The sequence below is a fragment of the Shewanella fidelis ATCC BAA-318 genome (genome assembly GCF_000518605.1).
In the GTDB taxonomy this organism is placed as follows: domain Bacteria; phylum Pseudomonadota; class Gammaproteobacteria; order Enterobacterales; family Shewanellaceae; genus Shewanella; species Shewanella fidelis.
The window spans coordinates 68,358-92,232 of sequence record NZ_JADX01000005.1 but is presented as its reverse complement, the minus strand read 5'-3'; the positions used below and the strand labels follow the sequence as shown (position 1 = coordinate 92,232).

The window sequence follows — 23,875 nt, the reverse complement described above, 5'->3', positions numbered from 1 at the left end:
AAATAACTTGGCTAAGTGATTATCCCATTTAAACTTTGCTCCTAGGTATTAAAGCTTATTAAAAGCTATTAAGAACATTAAACCTGGCAATAAACGCATGATATTAAAAGGCTAAACATCAAAAGCGTTACATTGCGCACTCGCTAATTATTGTTACCAGTCATTAGCTGTGGACTCTGCATCATCAGGTGAATAACAAAAATAGATAGCCAACGAGTGGCTGTGGAATAGCGCCGATTAAGCTGATATAACTGAGGTTGTTGGTTAATACGAACAAGCTGTTAAAAAAGGAATTGAGACTAAATTGATGCGACTAATGATCTGCTGCATGCTTGTGTTATACGCCGCCTCTTTGCCTGTCAGCGCAAAGGATGCAGATAAGCCAATGAGCTGTACCCTCGCTTCGCTGGCGCAGCCGCTTTACGATATTGAACAGCAAATTGAATATCGGCAACTCGATAACGGCCTGCAAGTGCGTACCTTAGCACTGGAAAATACCCAAGCCGTATCAATCGCCAGCCAGTTTGATGTGGGCTCACGTAATGAAACCAAAGGTCAAACCGGCTACGCCCACCTGTTTGAGCATATGCTTTTTAAAGGTAGTCAGCATGCTCCGGGCGACAGCTACAGCCAAACCATGAGCGCCTTAAGTGGCCAGTTTAATGCCAGTACTTTTTTTGATTTCACCAACTACTACCTGACCATTCCCTCACAAGCGCTCGAACTAAGTTTATGGCTTGAAGCTGATCGCTTTCGCTACCCGATGCTGAATCAAACTACGGTAAGCAATCAGCAAGGCGCAGTACTCGAAGAGATGGCCACCACCATTGATAATCAGCCCTACGTGCGTAAAGCAATGGAATTTTTACTGGCGCAAGTTGAAGGTACTCCATACGGTCACGCAGTTATCGGCAGCGTGACCGATGTAAAAGCAGCAACCCCAGAGAGTTTAAATGCCTTTCATCAACGTTATTACCGCCCTGATGCAATGCAGCTGAGCTTGGTGGGGGATATTCCACCACAAACTCAAACATGGATTGATAACCAGTTTGGCGACTGGCAAGCGCCAAACAGCAAGCTTAGCCAACTTAATGATCTCGAAATTGAAGCAAAACCAGTACACGGTGAGATTATTGATGAACGCGGGCCGTGGCCTGCTGTTTTACTGGCTTGGCACACCGCTGGCACAGGCTCTGCCGATGCTGCTGCACTAACTTTACTTGAGGCCTATCTGTTTCAAAACAAAAGCAGCTTGCTAAGGGCCACAAGCCTTAACGATCCTGAGCAACTGTTGAGTTACTCCATTCCACTGACAATGACTCACCATGGCGTGACTAATTTACTGTTAGTACCACGAGCGCGTACGTCACTTGATAAATTAACAGCAAATACTGAGGCCTTAATTGCTCATGTCGCCAATGGTGAAATAACCGAGCAGCAAGTTTGCCAACTTAAACAGATCTGGCTTAACCAAGCTTTAGCACGACTAGATTCGCCCTCGGCGTTATCACGATACCTGTCGGCCAGCGAAGCTCGCGATAAGATGCAACCATTAACAGGCCCTTGGCAGCGGATTAACGCGGTAACAGCTGCCGACTTACAGCGGGTTAGCCAACAATATTTTGTCGGTAAAACTGTGCGCCTTGACCTATTGCCACCTTGGTATATTCGCGCCACAAAATCGATTTTAGAGTTCTTGCCTAAAGATCTATCAGATAGCCTTGAAGAGAGCGTAATGTAATGCCAGCCATCTTAAAACTCACGGCCAATGCTAGGCTACTAAGCTGCAACAGCCCCATGAGATATCGCTTAGTTGGTGGGCTTTTACTTAGCATGCTTGTTAGCCTTGTTGGCTGTCAGCAAACCCAAATAGTATTTACGCCAATTGCAGAGCCGAGCTTACCTGAATTCAAGCCACTACAAGGTGCGCCAAGCATTCCACAATTGGTTCAACCTACTGCCGAACAATTATTGTTAGCACACGCATCGGCAACCCAGTTAAGCGCAAACTTAACGCTGTATCCAGTTGAAGACAGAACATCAGCACTCAATCACATGGTTCTAGTGGCTTATAGCCAACAGCCTATGGCGAATATAGATGTATTAGTACAAGCTTTTAGAGACAAAGCCCTATTGCTAGCCCAGCAATCAACGCTTGCCTGCAGCGAAAATTTACGTGTTAGTGCGAGCATGCACAGTGTTAGCCTAAGTATCGACTGCCCAGATAGTGCTGTGCAGGCAAGTGAGTTATTGATGCAATTTTGGCGGCCAGATAGCTTTAGCCAACTTGATATAGCCAATGTTCGTCGTCAGCTTAAGCTAGGCAAGCATATTAATGCCTATAGCGGTGCTGAAATTGATGAGTTGTGGGCGAAGATTATTCTTGGCGAGCAGCATATCTATAACCAAGCCCTCAATGATGAATCTCTGGCAGATACGCTAGATTTAGCCAAACTCAATCAGATTAAACAGCAAATTATTAACCAATCACAGTGGGCGCTACTGACCAACCAGAGTTTAAGCCAAGATAAGCAATTTATCGCCAGCTGGCGTCAAGCTGCTAGCACCTTTACAGAGCAAGGCGCTCAGCCTGCGACTATGGCAACATCAACAACCGCAAAGAGCATGGTCAGCGCCAGTAATACTGAGAAAACCATTGTCATAATTGATGCCCCAGGCAGTGTGCAGACCCAAGTTCGTATAGGCTACCCGTTAGATGCCAGCTTGCAAAATGACGCGAGCCAAGATTGCCAAATACTCGCAAGCTGGCTTGGGCGCAGCTTTTCAGGCCGTTTATATTACGATTTACGTGAAGTCCGTGGTTTAACCTATGGTATTTATGGTCGCTGCTTTGATAACCCACTATCGCGCACACTTAAGTTTTATGGCAGCACTAAGCTTGAGCATACAGGCGCCTTTATTACTGGCGTGCTTGATCACCTAGAGCTCGCCACGGAGTCAAGCGCATCAGATGCTGAACTGAGTGCATTAAAAACCTACCTCAACAGCCAAAAAATATTGCGCCAAGCCAGCCACTACGCCATTGAAGCCGACACAATTAAACAACTTATTCGTGGCAAGAATATCAAGCAACTGCAAGCGCAAAATCAACGACTCGATGCACTTACCCCAGCGCAATTACAAACCATTGCCCAAAATGTATTTTTAAACACGCCGTATATTGTTATTCGTGGTGATAAAGCCAAAATTGCCGTCGATTTAGCGCAAAAACTACCGAACTGGAAACTGGTGAGTGCAGCTGATGGGAACTAAGCAAAAACCTTGCGAGTTTGATTGCATTTTGCGCTTAACTGTCACTATTTAAGCGATTGCACGGCAGAGACAAAAATAAGCTTAAATCAATTTAAGTTGTTGGCCGCTGCGGTCGCATTAGTTTGCAAAACTGGGTTTCTTTTTAAGGATCTGAAATGCAAGCTAGCATGACAAAATTTGCCATTGATGATGGTTCTACTAACGTAAAAATCAGCTGGATTGACAACGGCGAAGTGCGCAGTGTGACTTCACCCAACTCTTTTCGCAAAGACTGGAAAAGCGCCGCTTTATTAAATGATCGTAAGGTATTTAACTACCAAGTTGCCTCCACAAAATATACTTATGATGCCACCTCCGATAAGGCCTTATCCACGACTCATGTCGCCTTTCAATATGACGATTTAAACCTGCTATCTGTGCATCATGCTTTATTGCAAACTGGCGTCAAGCCTGGGCCGGTAAGTATCTTAGTCACCCTGCCTATCACTGAATATTACCGCGCTGACGATTGCCAAAAGAACGAAGAAAACATCGCCCGTAAAAAAGCTAACTTAATGCGCGAAATCAGCCTTAATAAAGGCGAGCTGTTTACGATTGTTGATGTAGAAGTACTACCAGAGAGCTTACCTGCAGTACTGACCACCTTGATGGACTCTGGTGTGAATGAGTTTACCAAGTCTTTAGTTATCGACTGTGGCGGAACCACCTTAGATATGGGCGTGATTATTGGTGAGTTCGACGATGTGTCGGCGGTTTATGGCAATGCTGAAATTGGGGTATCTATGGTGACTAACGCTGCCAGAAAAGCCTTATCTGCCGCCGATAGCGACGCAAGTTACTTAGTGGCTAACGAGCTGATTAAGCGCCGTCATAATCGTGAATTTGTCGAAGAAGTCATTAACGATATCAGCAAAGTCGATTGGGTTCTTGAGCGAATCGAAGACAAAATTACCGAGCTGGGCGCGGCGGTTGCTTATGAAGCTAAAACCTTTATGCGTAATCCAAACCGCATCTATTTAGTTGGCGGTGGCGCCATGCTCATTGAAACCGCCATTCGTAATGCTTACCCATCATTGGGCGACAAAATCGTGATGATAAAAGCGCCTCAAGAAGCACTATCAAGAGAGATTTGCTGCTACCACGCTGCCGATACACAAGCCGAAGCTGTTTAAGGTTATTTATGCGTATTAGATTTAATGTGGGACTCGAACCTGAATTCTATGATTCTCACGGTTATGCCATTGAGTGCCTTAGACGTTGGCAGCAAAAAGAAAAGTCTCGCAATGATGCCTCTGATATTGTGCTGCAACGGCGAATTCAATTTCACCGCGACTTGTACTTGTCTGGGCTTTTTTTGTATGAGCTAGCGCCGCAGCTGCCTACTATGTTAACCCAAATGCTGCTGCCCGACAGCGTTAGTGAGCGAACACTAACCAACCTATTCAGCTCTGCCGGCCTAGCTTTAGCGCCACCAGCAGAAACAGGCTTATCTGAGCAGCAGTGGAGCAAGCTTACTGACATGCTTGCCGAGATAAAGCAGACAACAGATGTACCAGCAACAGCGCCTAGCGATATAAAGCAAAGCACCAGTAACTTAAACGCTATTGAGCTGCAACTACAACAGCTACAGCAACTTGTGCAGCAAGGACAAGAGCAGCTAAGCAGTATGCTAAATCACCAGTCTGAAGCGCAAACAAGTCAAACCGATTTAGAGCTAACCGCTCAGCTTAATCAGTTGCAACAAGGGCAACAGCAGTTAATGGCGCAGATAACCAGCCTATCAAACCAAGTTAATCAGGGATTGGGTCATCAACAAGGCAATAGCCAAGATACGACTTTAGCGCCAAGCTTAGCCACCCAACTTGAACGCGCAAGCAGAGTGAAAGCCAAAGGCCTTTGGTAGCCTAGCTTTTAACTGCATTGCTGTGTAACAGCTTCAGCTAATGGCAGCGCATATTACTGCCTGCCATTAAAAATCAGCCCGCCTTGCCGGTAAAGTTTGACCTCAAAGCTACTGCTAACAATCAGCATGCGGCATAATAGCGCTAAGCACATAACTGAGTGGTAATAATGGAAAACGAGCAAGACAGCTACATGACTGAAGAAACCCTGATTGAAACAGTCGAAAATCAGATCGCAGACGGCGAGCCGAAAAAGGTTAAAGAGACCTTGATGCGCTTGGTCATGACAGGGACTCCCCGTGAGGAAGCTATTCAATGGATGGCTTGCGCCTTAGCCATTGAAGTGAGCGATGTGATGCTAAACGGTGCTTCGTTCAATGAACAGCGCTACAACCAGCATTTAGACGCATTGCCAAATTTAGATTGGATGGAAGATTGATCGTTAGCTTATCTCGGCTATTAATTGGCGCTGCAGTCGCCATGTTGCTTGGGCTTTCTGTTACAGAAAGCTCAGCTCAAATAACTGAGATCACTGATATAACTGAGCCTAAGGCACCAACAAAGGGAGAATTGATCGTGAGCCAACCGCATATACTCACATTAAAAGATGTATCTTTCGATAAAGAGCAAGGCAGCATTGATGCCTATAAGGGCAAGTATCAGCACATTATCATCCCCGACAATTTTGCGGGCATTGCTGTTACAGAGATCTCTGATTACGCCTTTTCAGACGTAGAAGACATTGACGAAGATGCCGTCCCAGCAAATCAGCTTATCAGCGTGGTTCTTCCGGACACTATCACCTATATCGGCGAAGGTGCCTTTCAACGTAACGCCTTAACAAAAATTGCCATCCCAAACGCGGTTACTCGCATTGATTACTCAGCCTTTGCTGAAAACGCACTTACCAGCGTTGATATCCCAGATTCTGTGGTTGAAATTGTCGAAGGTGCATTTCGTGATAACGCTATTGAGCAGCTCACTCTCGGTAAGTCGGTGTCGATTATTGAGGACTATGCCTTCGCTAACAACGCCATTAACAAGTTAATCCTGCCAAGCTCATTGACCGAGATTGGCAATGAAGCCTTTGCTAACAACGCTATCACTCAGGTGTTAATTAGTAAAAACATCACCTATATCGGCTTTGACGCTTTTGTTGGCAACCCACTAATTGGTCGACCAATAAGACACTTTGGTAAGAAAAAGCCCCCAAGAGAGCTGACTGAGGAAGAGTGGCTCGAAGCGCTTGGTGACTTGTAAACCTCCCAATGTGCACAATTAAAACTTAAAGTATTTGATTGCGCCAAACAACGTTGTGAGCTTGCTGCTCACAACGTTTACAAGAGAAAATAACTCCCCTGTTATATCAACCGCAATAACGTCAAATTAATCGTATTCAGCAACGAGCATGACTTTCTTTAACTGTGGCTGGTAAAACACCATAAACTCACCGGCAAAGCCCAAGTACTCACTTTCTCTAACCAAGTAAGCTTCATCTTTAAAGCTGCCTATGAAGGTATATTCTTTATTGTCTTTCTCATCCACATAAACGATATCGCGGGTGCTCATATGTTCAAATTCAGGATGATTAAGGCTGCAGGTCACTTCATAGTAATGATCCAGTTCTGGGTTCTTTGCCAGTTCATTATATAAACATGAAGCCCAATTCTGACCGAATCTAGGTTGGCCGCCTAAAGTGATTAATGGCGACTTTTTGCCACGACGCATTAAACACTTATTGGTAGCAAATTCATCTTGCGCTTGCTGATAGTTGTCTAAGTACTCGTCTTGCTCTTCTAACGTATCATCACTGGCGTACTCATCGTCTAAGCACCAGCCTTGTTGCTCATCGACATATGAATAGGTGATAGGGCCATAATCGCCATCGGGGATCCCCTGTAAATTAGGTAGTGCTATGAGCACTTCATCGTCAATGTTTGCATCAAACATATTGAATGATAACAGTCCAATAGGGATTAGTTTTTCACGGTCAAAAGTCACTGACTCAGCCGTTGGAAATGCACGATAACCTGCTTCATCATTGAAAATATCGGTTTCAGCTACACTCAATTTAGTCTCTTTAATTACAAACGCCATATTTAACAACACATTCCTTTTATTATTAATAGGTTAATCTATAAGCCTGCTATAACTTACCAGCAGCGATTACTCGATTATTGGCGTCAGTATACGCTTTTATTAAGCTAAATTGGTTTACTCAAGTGTAGCTAAATCACGCTTTGAAAAATTAAATTGAGATTGATAAATGTGATGGTCTTAAGGGCAACGTTTTGAATGAAAGACTTCGGCCACTTCGACAGGAAATAAGTGTTTCAGTCAGTCTAAGAGAGAGGCTAAGGTTGTAGCAATGGCTAAGGCGAGTAAAGCTATAGCCAAGCGCTATTCATCAATACCAGCTTTTTAAGTAATTAGTTCGCGCTTTGGTCATTTCAATCTCACACTCCATGCGCGCCTCGTTGCGTTGGCTACCGCCACTTTGGAGTACATAAAATGCATCACAATTTGATTCTTTAAACTTAAGCCAACTGCGTTGACTACTAAGTAAGCTTTGCTTCAATTCAGCAGCGTCCACAAGTGTTCTTTCTGGCAGCTCTCCTGACTTTATCCGGTTATTGATACTCTTATAAACATCGTTTAGTTCTTTATCCGCTGCAGCAAAACTTGCTTGCAACCCACATAAAGATTCAGAAAACTGGCAATCTTCATCAACACCCTGAGCAAAAAGCTGAAACGATGTAAAACTTAACAACAAAGCCAGAAATTTAGTCACTTAATCACTCCTATTGATCCGCAGATCCCCAGCGCTAACAAATAAACCAAGAAGAGGGCGCAATCGCTTTCCCCCACGACTTTAGTTTATTAGTCGAAGTCTAACTTAGAAGTTAGGCGCAGCCTGACAAAACTCAGTTTTTAGACCAAGTCTAAATCAACATCGCAATCATACTACCCACGGTAGCTGCGGCTTTTACATACTGACGGACTGAATACGATGCCTCGCCATTCTCATCTATGTCTTCAGGCTTATCTAAGCCCAATGTGCCGAACAGAAATGACTCGATATCATTGCCTTCTTCGTCATCGCTTTTATCCGCACTAGCATCGACCTTATCAGCCTTAACTAATTTATCTGCTTCAGACACCTGCTCAGCAGTTTGCTCTGTCTTTGCTGTCGAGGCTGGCGTTTTAGCTGCAGCTTGCTCGGCCGCCAGCTTATCTTGTGCGGCTGTTGATAGCGTTACTGAGGTGCTATCACCTGTATTAGGTAGTGGCTTACTGGCAGACTGATTGTCAACAAGAGTTGTTGCTGAACTGCTTGTTGTTTGCTGCGCGGATAAGTCTTTGGTTTTAGGGCTAATGTTCGCCCCAGCAGTCATGTTATTTTGGTTGGCTGCACTGCAAATCGATGTCATCTAACGATCCCCAAGTGAGTCCCAGTAAAACCTTGGGACATATAGCGCTGATATTAAGCAGTTTTTAACTATCTACAAAGCAGTATCTGCTGAAAACATGATACAAAACGTATCAAAGATGACAATTAATCTATTTCTGTATTAGTGGCATTTAAAACTTGTAAGTCAAATAATTAACCAAGCAGAATAACGTCGACAATATTAAAATTGGTAACGGCGGCTATGTACCCATAGGGGCTCAAAATGCTGGCCTTGCATATAAATAATATCGATCTGCAGTTGAGTTAAGCGCTCGAACAAACCGATAAAATCTGCACCGGCGTGGCTCTTGGTTAAATTGGTTGTGTATAACGATAGCTGACTGTTACTGGCAAACTGGCTAGCAAATACTGCAAGCGCTTGCTGATGCTCCAATAAATAGTGCTGATCTATCCAGCGACCGCCTAAGTAAATGGCCGCGCTAGACGCTTTAGCAATTATAGTTAGATTTGAATAAAGCGGCTCTGCTGCCAGCGCCTGATTTATCTGCTCAAATGGCTCTTGATGATCATCTAAAATTAGTAGATGAATATCTCCCGTCATTTGCGCGAGCAGATCGACAACATCCTCCGCTGAGCTATCAATAATCACCAAGTTACTCTCTTGCTCTGTGCTGACTAGCCCACTTTGTTCAATGCTCAAGTTTGCGGTAGCTGCACTTCTTTCAAGGGCTTGGGCGCTATTAACACACAAAAGTAAGCACAACAAAACAATCCAATATAGCGGGATCTCTTTGATCAATTCTGCGCAAGTCGATTTAGCTGAGATATGGGGTTGCTGCAAATTGAACTGTTTAGGCTGACGCTTAAAAGACAGTGTTTCCCAAAATAGACTCATCAAACTTAGCCCGGTGAGGCTGTCATTAAAGGTGCTGTAAGCAGATTGCGCCTTTTTGCAGTGATGTGGGTTCATAAGCAACTCCTATGGCATTCGCTGAAACCTTAGCCGTAGCGATGGATATTAGTGTTGTTTGCAAACAACAAACCAAGTTGCCAGAGCCTGAGCCCGACCTTAGAGGTTAAACATGATCACCCGTATTTTTGGACGTTATCTCAGTCGGTTAGACTTTTATAACTTGCTAGCGCAATCAACACTGTTAAAGAGGCGCCTGCTTGATAACCGTGCTGAGGAGCTAAACTGACGATTTTGCAAAGCAGATTGCAATGCAGCTAACAAAAAGCCCCTTTGCAAATACAAAAGGGCTTTTACGCAAGCTTACGCTGCAACTGAGCTTTCTTAAATAGCCTTAGGGAAACGCAGTTACTCTGCCAATACCTCGGCGTAAATCGCCTCCACCTGCTCAGTGTATGGTTTAACATCAGCTATAGGTAACACTGACTTTTTCTGTTGCAGGGTCAATCTATGGCTTTCATCACGCAGATGACAATAAGCTTGGGTCAGCGCTTGAGCACTGGCTAGTGGCAGTAGTTCAAGTTCGGCCAGATCGGCAAAGATCCGCACATTATCCGACCAAAATGATAGGCGTTTATGCTGGTGACTGTTAGCCAGCACAAGGTATTGAGCGATAAACTCAATGTCGGCAATACCACCACTACTCTGTTTAAGATCGAACATATCTTGATCGACTTTTAACAGATGATCGCGCATCTTAATTCGCATATCTCGTACATCTTTAGCCAGCGCCGTTTTATCCCGTGGGCTTTGTAATACTTCGGATCTTAGCTCGTTAAAGCGAATAGATAAGGCACTATCGCCAAACATGAAGCGTGCACGCACCAGTGCTTGATGCTCCCATGTCCAAGCTTCATCACGTTGGTATTCACCAAAGTTTTCAATCTCGCTGACCAATAATCCAGATGCGCCGGAGGGTCTTAAGCGCATATCCACTTCATAAAGTTCGCCTGAGTTAGTGCGGGTTGAGAAAAAGTGCAGGACTCGCTGAGCCAACTTTAGATAAAAATGACCAATATCAATCGGTCTATCGCCGTTGGTTTGCCCTGCTTGACGACCATTATGCAAAAAGACTAAATCAAGATCGGAACCATAGCCAAGCTCAATACCACCCGCTTTTCCGTAACCTACGACCGCAAAGCCCATCTCGTTATTAGTTAAATAGTCTGGCACGCCATGGCGAGCACTCACCTGCGCCCATGCTTGATGCACAACTTGCTCAATAATGGCTTCAGCTAAGAAAGTTAAATGATCGCTCACCTCCATCACAGGGAGCACGCCAGTAACGTCTGCCGCTGCAATTTTTAACTGTTGCGAGAGCTTAAATTGGCGCAGTGCTTCCATCTGCTGCTCTAAATCATCTTCAGGCACTCGTAGCAAGTATTGACGTAACTCGCTGCCGTAGTCATCAAGCGAGGTGGTATCATACAACTGCGCCGGATCAATCAGCTCATCAAGCAGCATTGGGAACTTAGCTAACTGCTGCGCAATCCAAGGGCTGGCAAGACATAAACTCACTAGCTGCTGACGTGCACCTGGGTTTTCGCATAGCAACTCTAGATAAGTTGTACGGGTCAGAATTTGATCTAGCACTTTAGAGACCTGATCAAACGCTTTAGAAGGGTGTGCGATATTGGTAAATTCGCACAACAACTTAGGCATCAACTTGTCTAATGTCTCTCGACCACGGGGGCCAATAGTGCGCCTAACCACAGTGTCATGCCAGCTGTTAAGCAGTGGCCAAAGTCGATCATCTTCTATGCCCTGCTCTTCTAAAATCGCTTGGGCATGATCATCTTCATAGGCATTCCACAGTTGTTGAGTCCAAGTTTCAGTTTGCTCTTCTTCATTATTACCGCCAACCGTTTCACCGAAGTGACGGTGGATCTGACTCATGGCTGTGGCGATCTGTTCACGTAGATCCATTTCGGTATCGGCATTAAGAACGTAACATAAACGCTGCCAATCAAGCGCTTCACTTGGTAAGGTTTGGGTTTGCTCGTCGTTAATTGCCTGTAGTAAGTTCTCTACTCGGCGTAATAATAAGTAGCTGTTTTTCAGCTCATCCACCGCCAGATAATCAAGCTGACCAAGCTCTAGTAAGGTTGCTAGTGATGCAAACAAGCTTTGGGTGCGCAGTGCTGGCTCGCGGCCACCACGAATAAGCTGAAAGCTCTGCACGATAAACTCAACTTCACGGATCCCACCTGCGCCAAGCTTTATATTATCGGTAAGCTTACGGCGGCGCACTTCTTGTGAAATCAGCCCCTTCATTTTTCGCAGTGACTCTATCGCTGAAAAATCTAAATAACGTCGGTATACAAACGGGCGTAATAGCGCATGTAACTCATCTGATTCTGCAGTCCACGGGCCTAACACCCGCGCTTTAACCATGGCATAACGCTCCCAGTCTCGACCTTGCTCTTGGTAATAATCTTCAAGGCCGCTAAAACTGACCACTAATGGGCCGCTTTCACCATAAGGGCGCAGGCGCATATCCACTCGATACACAAAGCCGTCGACGGTCACTTGATGTAACAGGTTAACTAGGCGCTGCCCCATACGGATAAAAAACTGCTGATTTTCTAGTGAGCGTCTGCCGCCTTGGGTTTCGCCATGTTCTGGAAAGGTAAAAATGAGGTCGATATCGGAAGAAAAATTAAGCTCACGGCCGCCAAGTTTACCCATACCTAATATCAGCAGCTTTTGTGGATTGCCATTGCGATCGCTTGGTGTGCCGAGCGAGGCGCACATCTCGCGGTACAACCAATCTCGGCCAGCAATCACTAGCGCTTCTGCCAGTGCTGATAAATCTAGGAGTGATTCTTTAAGTTCGCTGTTATCAGCAAAGTCACGCCAAGCGATACATACCATCTGTTTATTACGGTATTGGCGAAGCACTCGCTTAGCAACTTCTTCATCGGTAACTGGTGCCAATAGCTCAGCCAGTTCTTTATCAAATACTTGGCGATCAAGCTGCTGTAGGTTTTGACTAAATAACTCAGGGATCCACTGACTATGGCGGCATAACTGGGTAGCAATAAAGTCACTTAAGCCAAAAATAAGTTTTAATTGTTGCTGCTGCTCGGCGGTTAACGACTCAATGATCTCTGCCGCACTGTCTTGCAGCCTTTGCCAATATCGATCTGCGGTCGCCGCCATTTGCGTGCTGATCAGCTTATTACTCTGTGTCGCCGTGCGCATAATAATCCCTAACAATTTAGTACATCGACATATTATGTCGTTAATGATATAGATAGAGCGTAATAAAGGTGAGCATTTTTTATCTCGAATGTTGAACATTTAGATAATTTGACTAAATCAAGGTGTTATAAACAGGATCCTTGCTTTTTTTATGCTCTAATAGGCAATACTATACTAATTACAGTCAAGCCAAATAATTTCTGTTGCGAATTCAATGTTTCAGGCAGTTATTGCGCTGTATAACCCGAGCAAGCATTTTGGCTATATTGGTATTTGGTGCTTAACTGTGTGCCACTACAAGTAACATAACCGATTTTGGAGAGACTATGGCAGGAATGCTAATGCGCGTTCTCACCGTCATACTGGTATTCATGCTCGCTGGATGCGGCGATGATAGACCAGATCAGATTGCTAAGTATCAACAGCTGACCCAGCAGCGCCTAGATACCCTTAGCAATATGCTGAATGACGGTCAGGTACGTAATGCGAATTTGCTAAAACAATACGTACAAGTATTAGAAAAGCAAAAGCCGGATCTAAGCCCTTTGCTAAATGAGTTAGCCACCGACGCCACCAATCGTGGGCCGATGTTTACCTCCTTGACTCGGCGCTTAAGCGATAGCCAAAACCCTGCTAACTATGTCGATCTCGATCAGCAATTAGCTGAAGTCGAAAACCTCTATCAAGCGGCCGATCCGAGTCTTTTTAACGACATGTTGTCTGATCCGCTCAATGTGGTCGCAGACATGTCGGACGGCACACTCGCAAGGGTCAACTCCATTAGCCGTGAAGCTGCAGCCCTAGCTAATGGCGCAGAAGATTTTGGCGCTGGTAGCCAGTTAGTGGGTAACCCTGCTTACGGTAGTTGGCAAACCGGCTCTAACGGTATGTCGTTTTGGGCATGGTATGGCATGTATTCTATGTTCTCTAATCTCACCCGTGGGCCAATCGGCTATGACAGGTGGTCAAGCCGTCGTAACTATAGTTATTACAACGATGTGGGCCGTTATCGTTATACCTCACCTAAGCAAGCACGCGCCCAAACCCAAACCTATGAGCGCGCGAAAAAGCAGTTTAATGCCCAAGGTAAAAAGTTTGATAGCCCGTATGCCAAGTCGCGTACTGGCTCAACCAGTCTTTCAAGACAAAGTAGCAGTACCCCAAAAGCTAGTTCAACAGGACGCACTGCGAGTAGCAAGAGCAAGTTCCGCTCAAACTACTCTAAGGACAGCAGCTTCCGTAATTCCAGCAGTCGTACTACTCGCGGTGTTCGCCGAGGCAAATAATTAAGGAACTTTTATGACATTTTTAGATAACTACGGCCTCACTGAAGAGCTACTGATTATTCTGGCTATCGACATTGCCATTGCTGTATTACTGCTAACCTTGATGCGCTATTTGCAAGGCTGGACGGTAAAAGTTAATAGCCGCCATGAGTTGGCTGAGAACGACAACTTTGCTTTTGGTATTAGTACTGCCGGCGCGGTGATGGCGTTGGGTATCGTATTAACTGGTGCGATCACCGGTGAAGCGGCAGAGTCTTATCTAGTCGAAGCCATCGGCATGACGGCTTATGGTCTATTTGGCCTGGTGCTGATCAAGCTCGGACGCTTTTTACATGACAAAATAGCCCTCAATAACATAGATAAAAACGCCTTAATCATTAAGGGCAATGTATCGGTCGCCATTGTCGATGGTGTTGCTGCAATTGCTACTGCAATTATTATCCGTTCGGTACTGTTATGGGCTGAAGATCTCACCATCTACACCTTTATCGCTATCTTTAGTGCCTTTGCGATTTCACAGCTGATGCTAGTGCTACTTACCCGCGCTCGTGAAAACCGCTACGCTAAGCGCAATCAAGGTGCATCAATGCAAGAGGCGTTAGCACAGGGCCATACCGCACTGGCTATTCGTCACAGTGGTTACATGCTAGCAATGGCGTTTAGCTTTAATGCTGCCAGCCACTTTATTATTTTCAATCCTGAAGCCTATATAGCGAATCTAATTGGCTGGTTGATCTTCTCTGTAGTAATGCTGGTCTCTTTATCGCTATTGATCACTTTGATCAAAAAGCTGGTACTGGCCAATATCAACTTATGTGAAGAGGTTGAGCAGCAACACAATATTGGTTTGGCTGCAGTTGAAGTGGCGATTAGCGTCTCTATTGCGATTATCCTCGCCGCATTAATGGCTTAATGGTTCTAAGGGAGCATTCATCATGCTCCCTTTCATTTTAGTGCCATTCTTTTTTATGACTTTCTAAACAACAGATACTCAATGCAAACCGACTCTCATAACGCTATCAGCAGCAACGACACTCAGCTACAGCAAACACACCATAGCGCTAATCCCACCATCGAAAACGGCAAACTCGGTTTGTTTGATGACATATTACTGCTGGGGATCATGGCGGTACTCGCTGGCTGCGGACTTATCTATGAATACCTATTATCCCATTATGCAGGGCGTATTTTAGGTGCGTTAGAAGCCGCAATTTACACCATGATTGGCCTGATGATTGTCTCGATGGGACTAGGGGCATTTGCTGCGCGTAAGATTCGCTGCGCTTTTACTGGCTTTGCGGTACTGGAACTGTGTGTGGCGTTATGTGGCTCACTCGCGATTTTGATCACCGCCGCAGTCATTGGCTTCGGCCAGCAGCTACCGCTGATTGTTGCAAACACTTTAGGCTTACCAGCTGATCAGCTGCCCGATGGCGGCTTTATTGGCACGCTGCAAAAACTGGCCGAGTACTTGCCATATGTATGGGGGGTCTTACTCGGTTTAATGATAGGTATGGAAATTCCGCTTATCGCCCGCGTACGTCAAGCTATGTCTGAAGCCCACCTGATGCACAATGCCGGCACCATTTATGGCGCAGACTATATTGGTGCTGGTATCGGTGCGGCAATTTGGGTTGGCTTTATGCTGGCAATTGATATTCAACTTGCAGCCGCATTAACTGCTAGCTTTAACTTGCTGGCCGGCTTTATTTTTATCTGGCGTTTTTGGCATCAAATTCGCCATGTGAAATTGCTACTAGTGGGACATTTCATCGCTACGGGCATTTTAGTGCTACTGGCACTACATGGCCCATCTTGGGAGCAAAACTTTAATAACCTTTTGTATAAAGACAAGGTGATTTATGCCAAGGCCACTCGCTTTCAGCAGTTAACCTTTACTGAACGTCTGCGTGGCAACGGCTTAGGACCAGTTCATTCACTGTATATAAATGGTCGGTTACAGTTTTCTAGTAGTGACGAGCATATTTATCACTCGTTTTTAGTTCACCCTACTCTGGCTGCAAGTGCCCGCCATGACAAAGTGCTGATCATTGGTGGCGGCGATGGCTTAGGGCTTACCCAAGTGCTGCAATGGCAGCCTAAACAAGTGGTGTTGATGGATCTCGATGAAGAACTGGTTGAGCTATTTAAAAACCCTGCTAGCGATATGCCTGAGCACTTAAGTGATGCGTTACTCGCGCTTAACCAAAATGCACTAAATGATCCTCGAGTACAGATCATGTATGACGATGCTTTTAATGGCGTGGATAAGCTATTAGCTACAGAGCAAAAGTTCGATGCCATTATCGTCGACTTACCGGATCCGAGCCATCCAGACTTAAACAAGCTTTATTCTGATGCTTTCTATTTAAAGCTCAAGGAACTAATGAGTAATGACGCTGCCTTAACCATACAGTCGACGTCACCTTACCATGCGCCGAATGCCTTTATCTCTATCGCTAATACGTTAGAGTTAGCAGGGTTTAATGTCGACCAATACCACCACAATGTGCCAAGTTTTGGTGAATGGGGTTGGTCCATTGCCACCTTAGGTGGTAAAAGTGCACGAAATAGATTAAACAATATGCAGCAGTTACCTGTGAATGATCCTTGGTTAACCCCCGGATTGATCCATGCTGCTTTTGAGTTTCCAGGGAGTTTTTACCAAAATAAATCCCAAATCAAGCCCAATGTTTTAGGTTCAAGCCAGCTGTATCAATACCATCAGCAGGCTTGGTTAGAAAATCAGTAGAGTTTATTTTTGAATCGTAAAGATAGCCCTTGACATATTATGTCGCAGTGTTATCTTTAATCACAGACATAATATGTCAATAAGGACAAATATGAATATCCACACAATTGCCAACCACCTAAATGAACTTGGCGACAGCAGCCAAACAGGCTTTCAATTTGACTGTTATCCAATTGCTGGTGACGTAGAAGTCTTACAAGTTAACGTTGTTGGTCGTGAAGAGATCCCGGTATTTGTATCGGTCACGGACAACCAAATCCTCTGCATCAGCTACTTATGGGGCGAGGATGAAGTGAATCAAGAACGCCGCGCAGAAATGTTTGAGACCATGTTAGAGCTCAACATTCCAATGCCACTGTCATCATTTGCCAAAATTGATGATAAGTATGTGGTTTATGGTGCGCTGTCAGTGCAATCAAGCATGCAAGAAATTGAGCAGGAGCTATCTGTTCTTTCTGATAACTGTCTCGAAGTAATCGACGAACTCGCCGATTACCTGAACTAAAGGAGCCATATTATGGGCATTCTAAACAAAATTCTTACGGCATTTCGTGGCGGTGCTACTGAAGTTGGCCAAAGCATCGTAGATGCAAACTCAACACGTATTTTTGAACAAGAGATCCGTGATGCAGAAAAACACCTCACTAAAGCTAAGCGCGACTTAACTGAAGTGATGGCAAAAGAGATGCAAGCGAGCCGCGAAGTGGATCGTCTAAAGCGCTCTGTTGCTGAACATGAAGGCTATGCGACTCAAGCTCTTGAAAAGGGCAATGAAGCGCTAGCACTTGAAGTGGCTGAAAAGATTGCTGAACTAGACCAAGAGCTTAGTGAGCAACAAGCCGCAAACGAAAGCTTTGCTTCTCATGCGACTCGCCTAAAAGAGCTTGTACGCAAAACAGAGCGTCAGGTAGCCGATTACCAACGCCAGCTAACTATGGTGAAAACCACTGAAAGCGTGCAAAAAGCAACAGCAACTATTACTGACTCATTTGCAGGTAGCAACTCTAAGCTACTGAATGCAAAAGATTCATTAGAGCGCATTAAGGCTCGTCAGCAATCATTTGATGACCGCCTAAAAGCCTCTGAAACGTTAGCTGAAGAGAACAGCGATAAAGCGCTACACGACAAACTTGCCGCAGCTGGTATTGGCGAGCAAAAGTCGAATGCTAATGCAGTACTTGATCGCATTAAAGCCCGTAAAGGCTAAAGGAGACTGGCGTGGGATTTCTAAGCAGCCTATTTGGCAAAAAAGAAGCGCCTAAACGTCAACTCGATCATCCATCTAAACTCAATAAGGGAGACATGATCTCCCTTGATGACAGTTTCGCCTTGCCACCACAACTACGTGGCCAGCAATTGCGTGTTGAAGCGGTTAATACTTACGAGTATCAACGCAAGCAACAAACTGAATGGGTGTTAAAAGGTCACGGTAACGACACCATCTTTCTCAGCCTAGATGAAGATGATGAAACTTACCTTGGCCTCTCGATTAAACTTAATCGAGGCCTAGTTGAAGCACTATTCGATTTAGATCAGTTTAGTGAGATCTTCGAAGAGTCAGGTAAAGCACAGCTAACCACCAATACATTGACTGCCGATTTACAAGATTATGAGCAGTGGTTATCGCCTCATTATCATCAAGTAAGCGCAGCAGATTTTGGTTATTTCCATCGCCAAGATTACCGTGGTCAACGACCACCACAAGACGCAGATGGTGCGACAGGTGATGCCTTTGAAGCCTATCAACTGCTCGATGATGATGAAGATAAAGCCATTGACGTCGAAGTTTATGAAGGCGGCGACACAGATGTAATGTTAACCATCTACCGTCCGCTGTCTGATATCCGAGACTACTGGCCCGGCGCATAAATAAATGGTTCTAAAACAATTGTTTTAGAACCATTTTTGTTTCCACTCCGATGAGTGGTAGCATGGGGCATATTCCGTTCGCTCGATAACGGATAAGTAAATTTTAGGTACCGCACGCATGACCAAACAAAAAAATCCCTTACCAGCACAGTGGCAACAAAACCAAAAAGCCGCCAAAGCAACCCAAATTGCATTTGATATGGATGAGAAGTTCCAATATGCAATCCGTAAGGCAGCACTCGATGCTGGCGTGAGCCCTTCTGATCAGATAAGAGAAATCCTTGGACTTAGCGTAACAAAGCGCCCAAAACGTCCACGGCTTACTGTATCGTTAAGCCCGAGTGATTATGAAATTTTAGCTGAAAAATACCAGCTTTCTGCAGAGCAACAACTCGAAATTAAAAAGCACGTATTAGACGATTTGATTCAATTTAGCGCTGAAAAGTAGCGCCAAAAGCTGCTACTTTGTTCAGGAATTGCAGCAAAAATGACGGACCGCGATAATGGCAAATACTAAGCGCTGGTTAATACAACCCGATACACCTCCTACACCGTTGCAATTAGCGATGATGTTATTGTCTCTGCTATCGGTAATTTTAGTACTGGTGATTACTTTTGGCCGTATTGAAGGCGAAACCCGGCGCTTACTGTTTTTTATCGACACCTGTATTTGTATGGTGTTTATGTCGAACTTCTTTTATGAGCTGTTTAAAGCCAATAAAAAGACTGAATACCTAAAGCATCACTGGATTGACTTTGTTGCTAGTGTTCCCGCCATTGAAGCTCTGCGTATGGCGCGACTATTTCAAATATTACGTGTTGTAAGGCTAATCCGTACAACACGGTCACTGATTGTTCCCATGCTCAAGCAGCGCCGCCAAGCAACGGTGGCGAGTTTGCTGGTTGCGTTAGTCACCATTTTAACTTTTGCTTCAGTGCTAGTGCTTATCGTAGAAAGTGGCGTTGAAGGGGCTAACATTGACACTGCTGAAAGCGCTATTTGGTGGGCATTGGTGACCATTTCCACCGTAGGTTATGGTGATTACTATCCGGTTACAACTGCCGGACACATTATTGGCGGTGTAGTGATTGTTTGTGGTGTAAGCTTTTTCGGGGTGATCTCAGGCTATATGGCATCTGTATTCGTTGCGCCGGATGAAGCTGAAAAACTTGATAGTCACGCCGAAGAAATTCGCTGCGAACTCAATAACAGTTTAATGCGTATGGAGGCCAACCAGCAAAAGCTATTGGCGGAAATCGATGAGTTAAAACAGACCATCGAAGAACAACTAGAAGATAAAATTGACGACAAGCTTGAGCGCAAACTTGAAAATAGATTAAAGCCAGACAAATAATAAAAAGCCCACATTCTGTGGGCTTTTTATTGACTAACGCCAATATGGCTCGTTTTTTAGTGCGCTGTGACGAGAAAACTCCATTGCTTGTACTAAGCTTTGCTCTTTGTTTTCTAGCCACTGACTAATGTCTAAGTAGGCTGTTTCACTAATACTCTTTAATTGGCGATATGCCGCCAGAGTTCTAATACCCAAGGCTAAGTCTTGCCATGGTGCTCTAAATATATCGCGCGACTTTTCAGGGTATAGTCCGCCGTATGCAACGCCAACAAAAATACTATCGTCGAGCGCCTTAGCCACGGCAAGGTAATCAGAACTGCTTAAATCATTTTGTTGCGGCATTACCGCCAAAATCTTCTGCCATGAATTTTCCTGCATCTGATCGGCAAAATCCTGCAACTCTAACTCTTTATCGATCACAACCGTACCATCAATAAGCTGAGTTAACAGATCCACCAAATGTACTTGTAGTCTGCCATAGCAAATTTCAGCAATTAATAGCTCGACTTGCTGAGCCACATCCAGTTGCTGCAGTTTATCTACCGCGACATCAACCAGAGCTTGGTGCTGTGGCAATTTAGCCACTAGCGCGGCATCTTCATCAATAATGCCAAATAAGCTAAGTGCTTCTTCAATAAAATTAAGTCTGTGTTCGATGGCGTCAAAATCGGTTTGGAATGATGTTTCCAATAAACCAAACTGCTTTAGCGTATTTTTCAGTAAACGAGTGCAAGCGCGTAAGCGATAACTCAGCATAGGTAAAGCTAGCTGTTCTTGCTCAGGATCAAGTATAAGCGCTTCAATCGTCTGCCAACGGTCTAACCCAAGGGTCAACAAATTGATAGCCACTTGCTTTAAGCTCTGCTGCGGCTCAATCTCAATAAAAGTCAGGGCATCTATAACCTCAGGTTTATATTGTCCTGCCAATCGATAGCCACGTTGCGCTTTACTGGCCTTGCCTAAACGCACAGGGATCTCACGGCTGACCATTCCTGCTAAGGTTAATAACGCACTGGTATCACCGGCTAATAATTCAAACTCAAGTTCGCAAATAGGATCAACGGCTTGGTCAACTCTTATCTCGCCGATATCTAACGCGACCTCAACTAAACTATCTTCAACAAAGATATGCCAACGTTGGCGGGTGAAATCGGTATTAAACAAGCAGTACAAATTTGCTTGAATTTGCTCCTGTTTGACCCCTTCCGGCCAAATTTCTTTAGGAAATAAATTTAATTGCGGGAAATTTTGATCTACATCAACGTTGTATTCAGGTCGTGAATGAATTCCACCAACCACCTGCCCTTTGGTCTTAATTGTTTGCTCTAACTGCTGATTAACCCCTCTAATTCGCAGTCCCATATCGAGTTTTCTTAAGGCTAAGTCAGGGGTGTCAAAGTAGCCATTTGTTAGAGTCTCTTCACCTTTAGCATCACAATTAGGTAGGTTATCTAGCAGTTTTATAAGGCTTTTCTTGTTTTGTTCATCAAAGAAAAGTTTAAGTTCTATCTCAGCTTCCATCGATGTATTATTCACCTTGTCATCAAAAATTAATCAATCTGTCATCAAAGTTACACACTGTAATATTTCTGCAATAATATCCCCGTAGGATGCGCTTTGCAGTTAGGATATAACTAGCTAGAATAAAAAACTGTCTATTTAAATCGTAAAACACAGTTTTAATACGCGGCCGCTTGAGTTAACATGCGCCCGCTTTTTCCAATAGTGGAATAACCAAAATAGGTACACGGCAATGCCAGTAAACTCTATTTTAGGCGTGTTTGCAAAATCGCCAATTAAGCCTCTTCAAGAGCATATCGACAAAGTATACGACTGTGCGTCATTACTTGTCCCATTTTTTGAAGCTACTGTCGCAGGAGACTGGGACAAAGCCGTTCAACTACGTAAGCAAATTAGCCTTACAGAGCAACAAGCTGACTCACTTAAGCGTGAGATCCGTTTAACTCTGCCGGGCGGCTTGTTTATGCCTGTTGAGCGTACTGACTTACTGGAGCTATTAACCCAGCAAGATAAAATTGCTAACAAAGCAAAAGACATTTCTGGTCGTGTTATCGGCCGACAACTTGAGCTGCCGCAAGCTATTCAAGATCCATTTATTGCTTATTTACAGCGCTGTATTGATGCAGTGTCACTGTCTAAAGAAGCAATTAACGAGCTTGACGATCTGTTAGAGACAGGTTTCAGAGGTCGTGAAGTGGACCTTGTTGCGAAAATGATTGGTGAACTCGATTCAATCGAAGAAGATACTGATGATTTGCAGATTAAGATCCGTAGACAGCTTTATGCTATCGAATCTGAATTAAACCCTGTAGATGTAATGTTCCTCTACAAGATAATTGAGTGGGTTGGTGACTTGGCAGATCTTGCTGAACGAGTCGGTTCTCGCTTAGAGCTAATGTTAGCTCGCGTCTAATCAAAAGATTATCAAGGTAACAACATGGTTGATGTATTAGTCACCAACGGCCCATGGCTTATTGGTATTGCGGCTGTATTTGGATTTTTAATGGCATGGGGTATTGGCGCAAACGACGTAGCCAATGCAATGGGAACCTCTGTAGGTTCAAATGCTATTACAATTAAACAAGCGATTATTATCGCTATGATCTTTGAGTTCGCAGGTGCGTATCTTGCCGGTGGTGAAGTAACCAGCACGATCCGTAAAGGCATTATCGACTCAGCTTACTTTATTGATTCACCGGAACTGCTGGTTTACGGCATGATCTCAGCTCTACTTGCTGCGGGTATCTGGTTAATCGTGGCTTCAGCACTAGGCTGGCCTGTTTCTACAACTCACTCAATTGTTGGCGCTATCGTAGGTTTCGCTGCTGTGGGTGTAGGTACAGACGCAGTGGCTTGGGGTAAAGTAGGCGGTATCGTTGGCTCTTGGGTCGTTACACCTGCAATATCTGGTTTTATCGCCTTCATGATATTCCAAAGTGTTCAAAAACTCATTTTCAACACTGATAACCCACTAGAAAACGCTAAGCGTTACGTTCCTTTCTACATGGCACTAGCTGGCTTTGTAATGTCACTAGTGACAATCAAGAAAGGTCTGAAGCACGTAGGGCTGCACTTCACTAACTTTGAAGCTTACGCACTTGCTGTTGTACTAGCTGTTCTAGTTGGTATTGGTGGTATGCTTGCGATTAAGCGTCTTAAAATGGACAGCAAAGCAGACCGTCAAACTCAGTTCGGTAACGTTGAGAAAGTATTTGCTATCTTAATGGTTGTTACTGCATGTTGTATGGCATTTGCTCACGGCTCTAACGACGTAGCTAACGCGATTGGCCCTCTAGCAGCTGTTGTGTCAGTTGTTGAAAGTGGTGGTCAAATTAACAATACTGCGCCACTCGTTTGGTGGATCCTACCACTAGGTGCTATCGGTATTGTTATGGGTCTAGCTATCTTTGGTCAGCGTGTAATGCAAACCATTGGTAAGAACATTACTCACCTAACACCAAGCCGTGGTTTTGCTGCTGAGCTTGCTGCTGCATCTACTGTTGTTATTGCATCTGGTACAGGTCTACCTATCTCGACTACACAAACACTTGTTGGTGCAGTTCTAGGTGTGGGTATGGCACGTGGTATTGCTGCAATTAACATTGGTGTTGTACGTAATATCGTAGTTTCTTGGGTTGTTACTCTTCCAGCTGGTGCTGGTCTTTCAATCATGTTCTTCTTCATGATTAAAGGTATTTTTAACTAATACCCAAACACGTTAGGTCTATTAGAACCGCGTGATAGTGAGGGAAGTTTGATATTTTTTGTATCAAACTTCCCTTTTGCGTTTTATCCGCCTTTTTGCTACTTGCATTACCCCCTTTAAATCCCT

The 23,875-nt window shown here is 44.5% G+C and carries 22 protein-coding genes; 16 read left to right on the top strand and 6 right to left on the bottom strand.

Annotated elements, in window-relative coordinates:
• Positions 1 to 307 precede the first annotated feature (307 nt).
• The 6 genes from L884_RS0102845 (at position 308) to L884_RS0102820 (ending at position 6,434) form a co-directional block, all read left to right on the top strand.
• Positions 308 to 1,741, top strand: a complete 1,434-nt coding sequence (locus tag L884_RS0102845; RefSeq protein ID WP_028766073.1) for a M16 family metallopeptidase — start codon at positions 308 to 310, stop codon at positions 1,739 to 1,741.
• Positions 1,742 to 1,797: 56 nt separating this feature from the next.
• The gene (locus L884_RS0102840) at positions 1,798 to 3,273 is read left to right on the top strand and encodes a M16 family metallopeptidase (protein ID WP_028766072.1); all 1,476 of its coding nucleotides are present in this window, start codon (positions 1,798 to 1,800) and stop codon (positions 3,271 to 3,273) included.
• 155 nt (positions 3,274 to 3,428) lie between these two features.
• A complete protein-coding gene (gene parM, locus L884_RS0102835) occupies positions 3,429 to 4,445 on the top strand; it encodes a plasmid segregation protein ParM domain-containing protein (RefSeq protein WP_028766071.1) in 1,017 nt (338 codons plus the stop codon).
• An 8-nt stretch (positions 4,446 to 4,453) separates the two neighbouring features.
• Complete coding sequence (locus L884_RS0102830; RefSeq protein ID WP_028766070.1) at positions 4,454 to 5,176, top strand: hypothetical protein; 723 nt, start codon at positions 4,454 to 4,456, stop codon at positions 5,174 to 5,176.
• 167 nt (positions 5,177 to 5,343) lie between these two features.
• Entirely contained in the window at positions 5,344 to 5,613 is a 270-nt protein-coding gene (locus L884_RS0102825; protein ID WP_028766069.1) for a hypothetical protein, read from the top strand.
• Positions 5,610 to 6,434, top strand: a complete 825-nt coding sequence (locus L884_RS0102820) for a leucine-rich repeat domain-containing protein (RefSeq protein WP_245603053.1) — start codon at positions 5,610 to 5,612, stop codon at positions 6,432 to 6,434. The genes L884_RS0102825 and L884_RS0102820 overlap by 4 nt, the downstream gene beginning before the upstream one ends.
• Before the next feature lie 126 nt (positions 6,435 to 6,560).
• On the opposite strand, the gene L884_RS0102815 is transcribed toward L884_RS0102820, so the two are convergent.
• The 5 genes from L884_RS0102815 to glnE all read right to left on the bottom strand — a co-directional run bounded on the left by L884_RS0102815 (position 6,561) and on the right by glnE (position 12,760).
• Positions 6,561 to 7,271, bottom strand: a complete 711-nt coding sequence (locus L884_RS0102815) for a hypothetical protein (RefSeq protein WP_028766067.1) — start codon at positions 7,269 to 7,271, stop codon at positions 6,561 to 6,563.
• A 310-nt stretch (positions 7,272 to 7,581) separates the two neighbouring features.
• Complete coding sequence (locus L884_RS21605; RefSeq protein WP_051435507.1) at positions 7,582 to 7,965, bottom strand: lysozyme inhibitor LprI family protein; 384 nt, start codon at positions 7,963 to 7,965, stop codon at positions 7,582 to 7,584.
• A gap of 151 nt (positions 7,966 to 8,116) precedes the next feature.
• Entirely contained in the window at positions 8,117 to 8,605 is a 489-nt protein-coding gene (locus tag L884_RS22565) for a hypothetical protein (protein ID WP_051435506.1), read from the bottom strand.
• Positions 8,606 to 8,806: 201 nt separating this feature from the next.
• On the bottom strand, positions 8,807 to 9,556 hold the full coding sequence (locus L884_RS21595) for a DUF4347 domain-containing protein (RefSeq protein ID WP_051435505.1): 750 nt from the start codon (positions 9,554 to 9,556) through the stop codon (positions 8,807 to 8,809).
• A 348-nt stretch (positions 9,557 to 9,904) separates the two neighbouring features.
• Entirely contained in the window at positions 9,905 to 12,760 is a 2,856-nt protein-coding gene (gene glnE / locus L884_RS0102790) for a bifunctional [glutamate--ammonia ligase]-adenylyl-L-tyrosine phosphorylase/[glutamate--ammonia-ligase] adenylyltransferase (protein ID WP_028766066.1), read from the bottom strand.
• 326 nt (positions 12,761 to 13,086) lie between these two features.
• On the opposite strand from glnE, the gene L884_RS0102785 reads away from it, so the two are divergent.
• The 8 genes from L884_RS0102785 to L884_RS21590 all read left to right on the top strand — a co-directional run bounded on the left by L884_RS0102785 (position 13,087) and on the right by L884_RS21590 (position 20,022).
• The gene (locus L884_RS0102785; RefSeq protein ID WP_028766065.1) at positions 13,087 to 14,046 is read left to right on the top strand and encodes a hypothetical protein; all 960 of its coding nucleotides are present in this window, start codon (positions 13,087 to 13,089) and stop codon (positions 14,044 to 14,046) included.
• A gap of 13 nt (positions 14,047 to 14,059) precedes the next feature.
• A complete protein-coding gene (locus tag L884_RS0102780; protein ID WP_028766064.1) occupies positions 14,060 to 14,959 on the top strand; it encodes a DUF350 domain-containing protein in 900 nt (299 codons plus the stop codon).
• An 81-nt stretch (positions 14,960 to 15,040) separates the two neighbouring features.
• A complete protein-coding gene (locus L884_RS0102775) occupies positions 15,041 to 16,798 on the top strand; it encodes a polyamine aminopropyltransferase (protein ID WP_037410262.1) in 1,758 nt (585 codons plus the stop codon).
• 91 nt (positions 16,799 to 16,889) lie between these two features.
• Complete coding sequence (locus L884_RS0102770; protein WP_028766062.1) at positions 16,890 to 17,303, top strand: YjfI family protein; 414 nt, start codon at positions 16,890 to 16,892, stop codon at positions 17,301 to 17,303.
• Positions 17,304 to 17,315: 12 nt separating this feature from the next.
• On the top strand, positions 17,316 to 18,005 hold the full coding sequence (locus L884_RS0102765) for a PspA/IM30 family protein (protein ID WP_028766061.1): 690 nt from the start codon (positions 17,316 to 17,318) through the stop codon (positions 18,003 to 18,005).
• 11 nt (positions 18,006 to 18,016) lie between these two features.
• Complete coding sequence (locus tag L884_RS0102760; RefSeq protein WP_028766060.1) at positions 18,017 to 18,667, top strand: hypothetical protein; 651 nt, start codon at positions 18,017 to 18,019, stop codon at positions 18,665 to 18,667.
• Between the two features lie 118 nt (positions 18,668 to 18,785).
• Positions 18,786 to 19,115, top strand: coding sequence for a hypothetical protein (locus L884_RS0102755; protein ID WP_028766059.1), 330 nt, complete (start codon positions 18,786 to 18,788; stop codon positions 19,113 to 19,115).
• Between the two features lie 55 nt (positions 19,116 to 19,170).
• Positions 19,171 to 20,022 (top strand): potassium channel family protein, encoded by an 852-nt coding sequence (locus tag L884_RS21590; RefSeq protein WP_051435504.1) that lies wholly within the window; start codon positions 19,171 to 19,173, stop codon positions 20,020 to 20,022.
• 33 nt (positions 20,023 to 20,055) lie between these two features.
• On the opposite strand, the gene L884_RS0102745 is transcribed toward L884_RS21590, so the two are convergent.
• Positions 20,056 to 21,543, bottom strand: a complete 1,488-nt coding sequence (locus L884_RS0102745; RefSeq protein ID WP_028766058.1) for a CYTH domain-containing protein — start codon at positions 21,541 to 21,543, stop codon at positions 20,056 to 20,058.
• A gap of 232 nt (positions 21,544 to 21,775) precedes the next feature.
• Between L884_RS0102745 and L884_RS0102740 the strand changes: the two genes are divergently transcribed.
• Positions 21,776 to 22,456, top strand: coding sequence for a TIGR00153 family protein (locus tag L884_RS0102740; protein WP_028766057.1), 681 nt, complete (start codon positions 21,776 to 21,778; stop codon positions 22,454 to 22,456).
• 24 nt (positions 22,457 to 22,480) lie between these two features.
• On the top strand, positions 22,481 to 23,749 hold the full coding sequence (locus tag L884_RS0102735; protein WP_028766056.1) for an inorganic phosphate transporter: 1,269 nt from the start codon (positions 22,481 to 22,483) through the stop codon (positions 23,747 to 23,749).
• Positions 23,750 to 23,875: the final 126 nt, after the last annotated feature.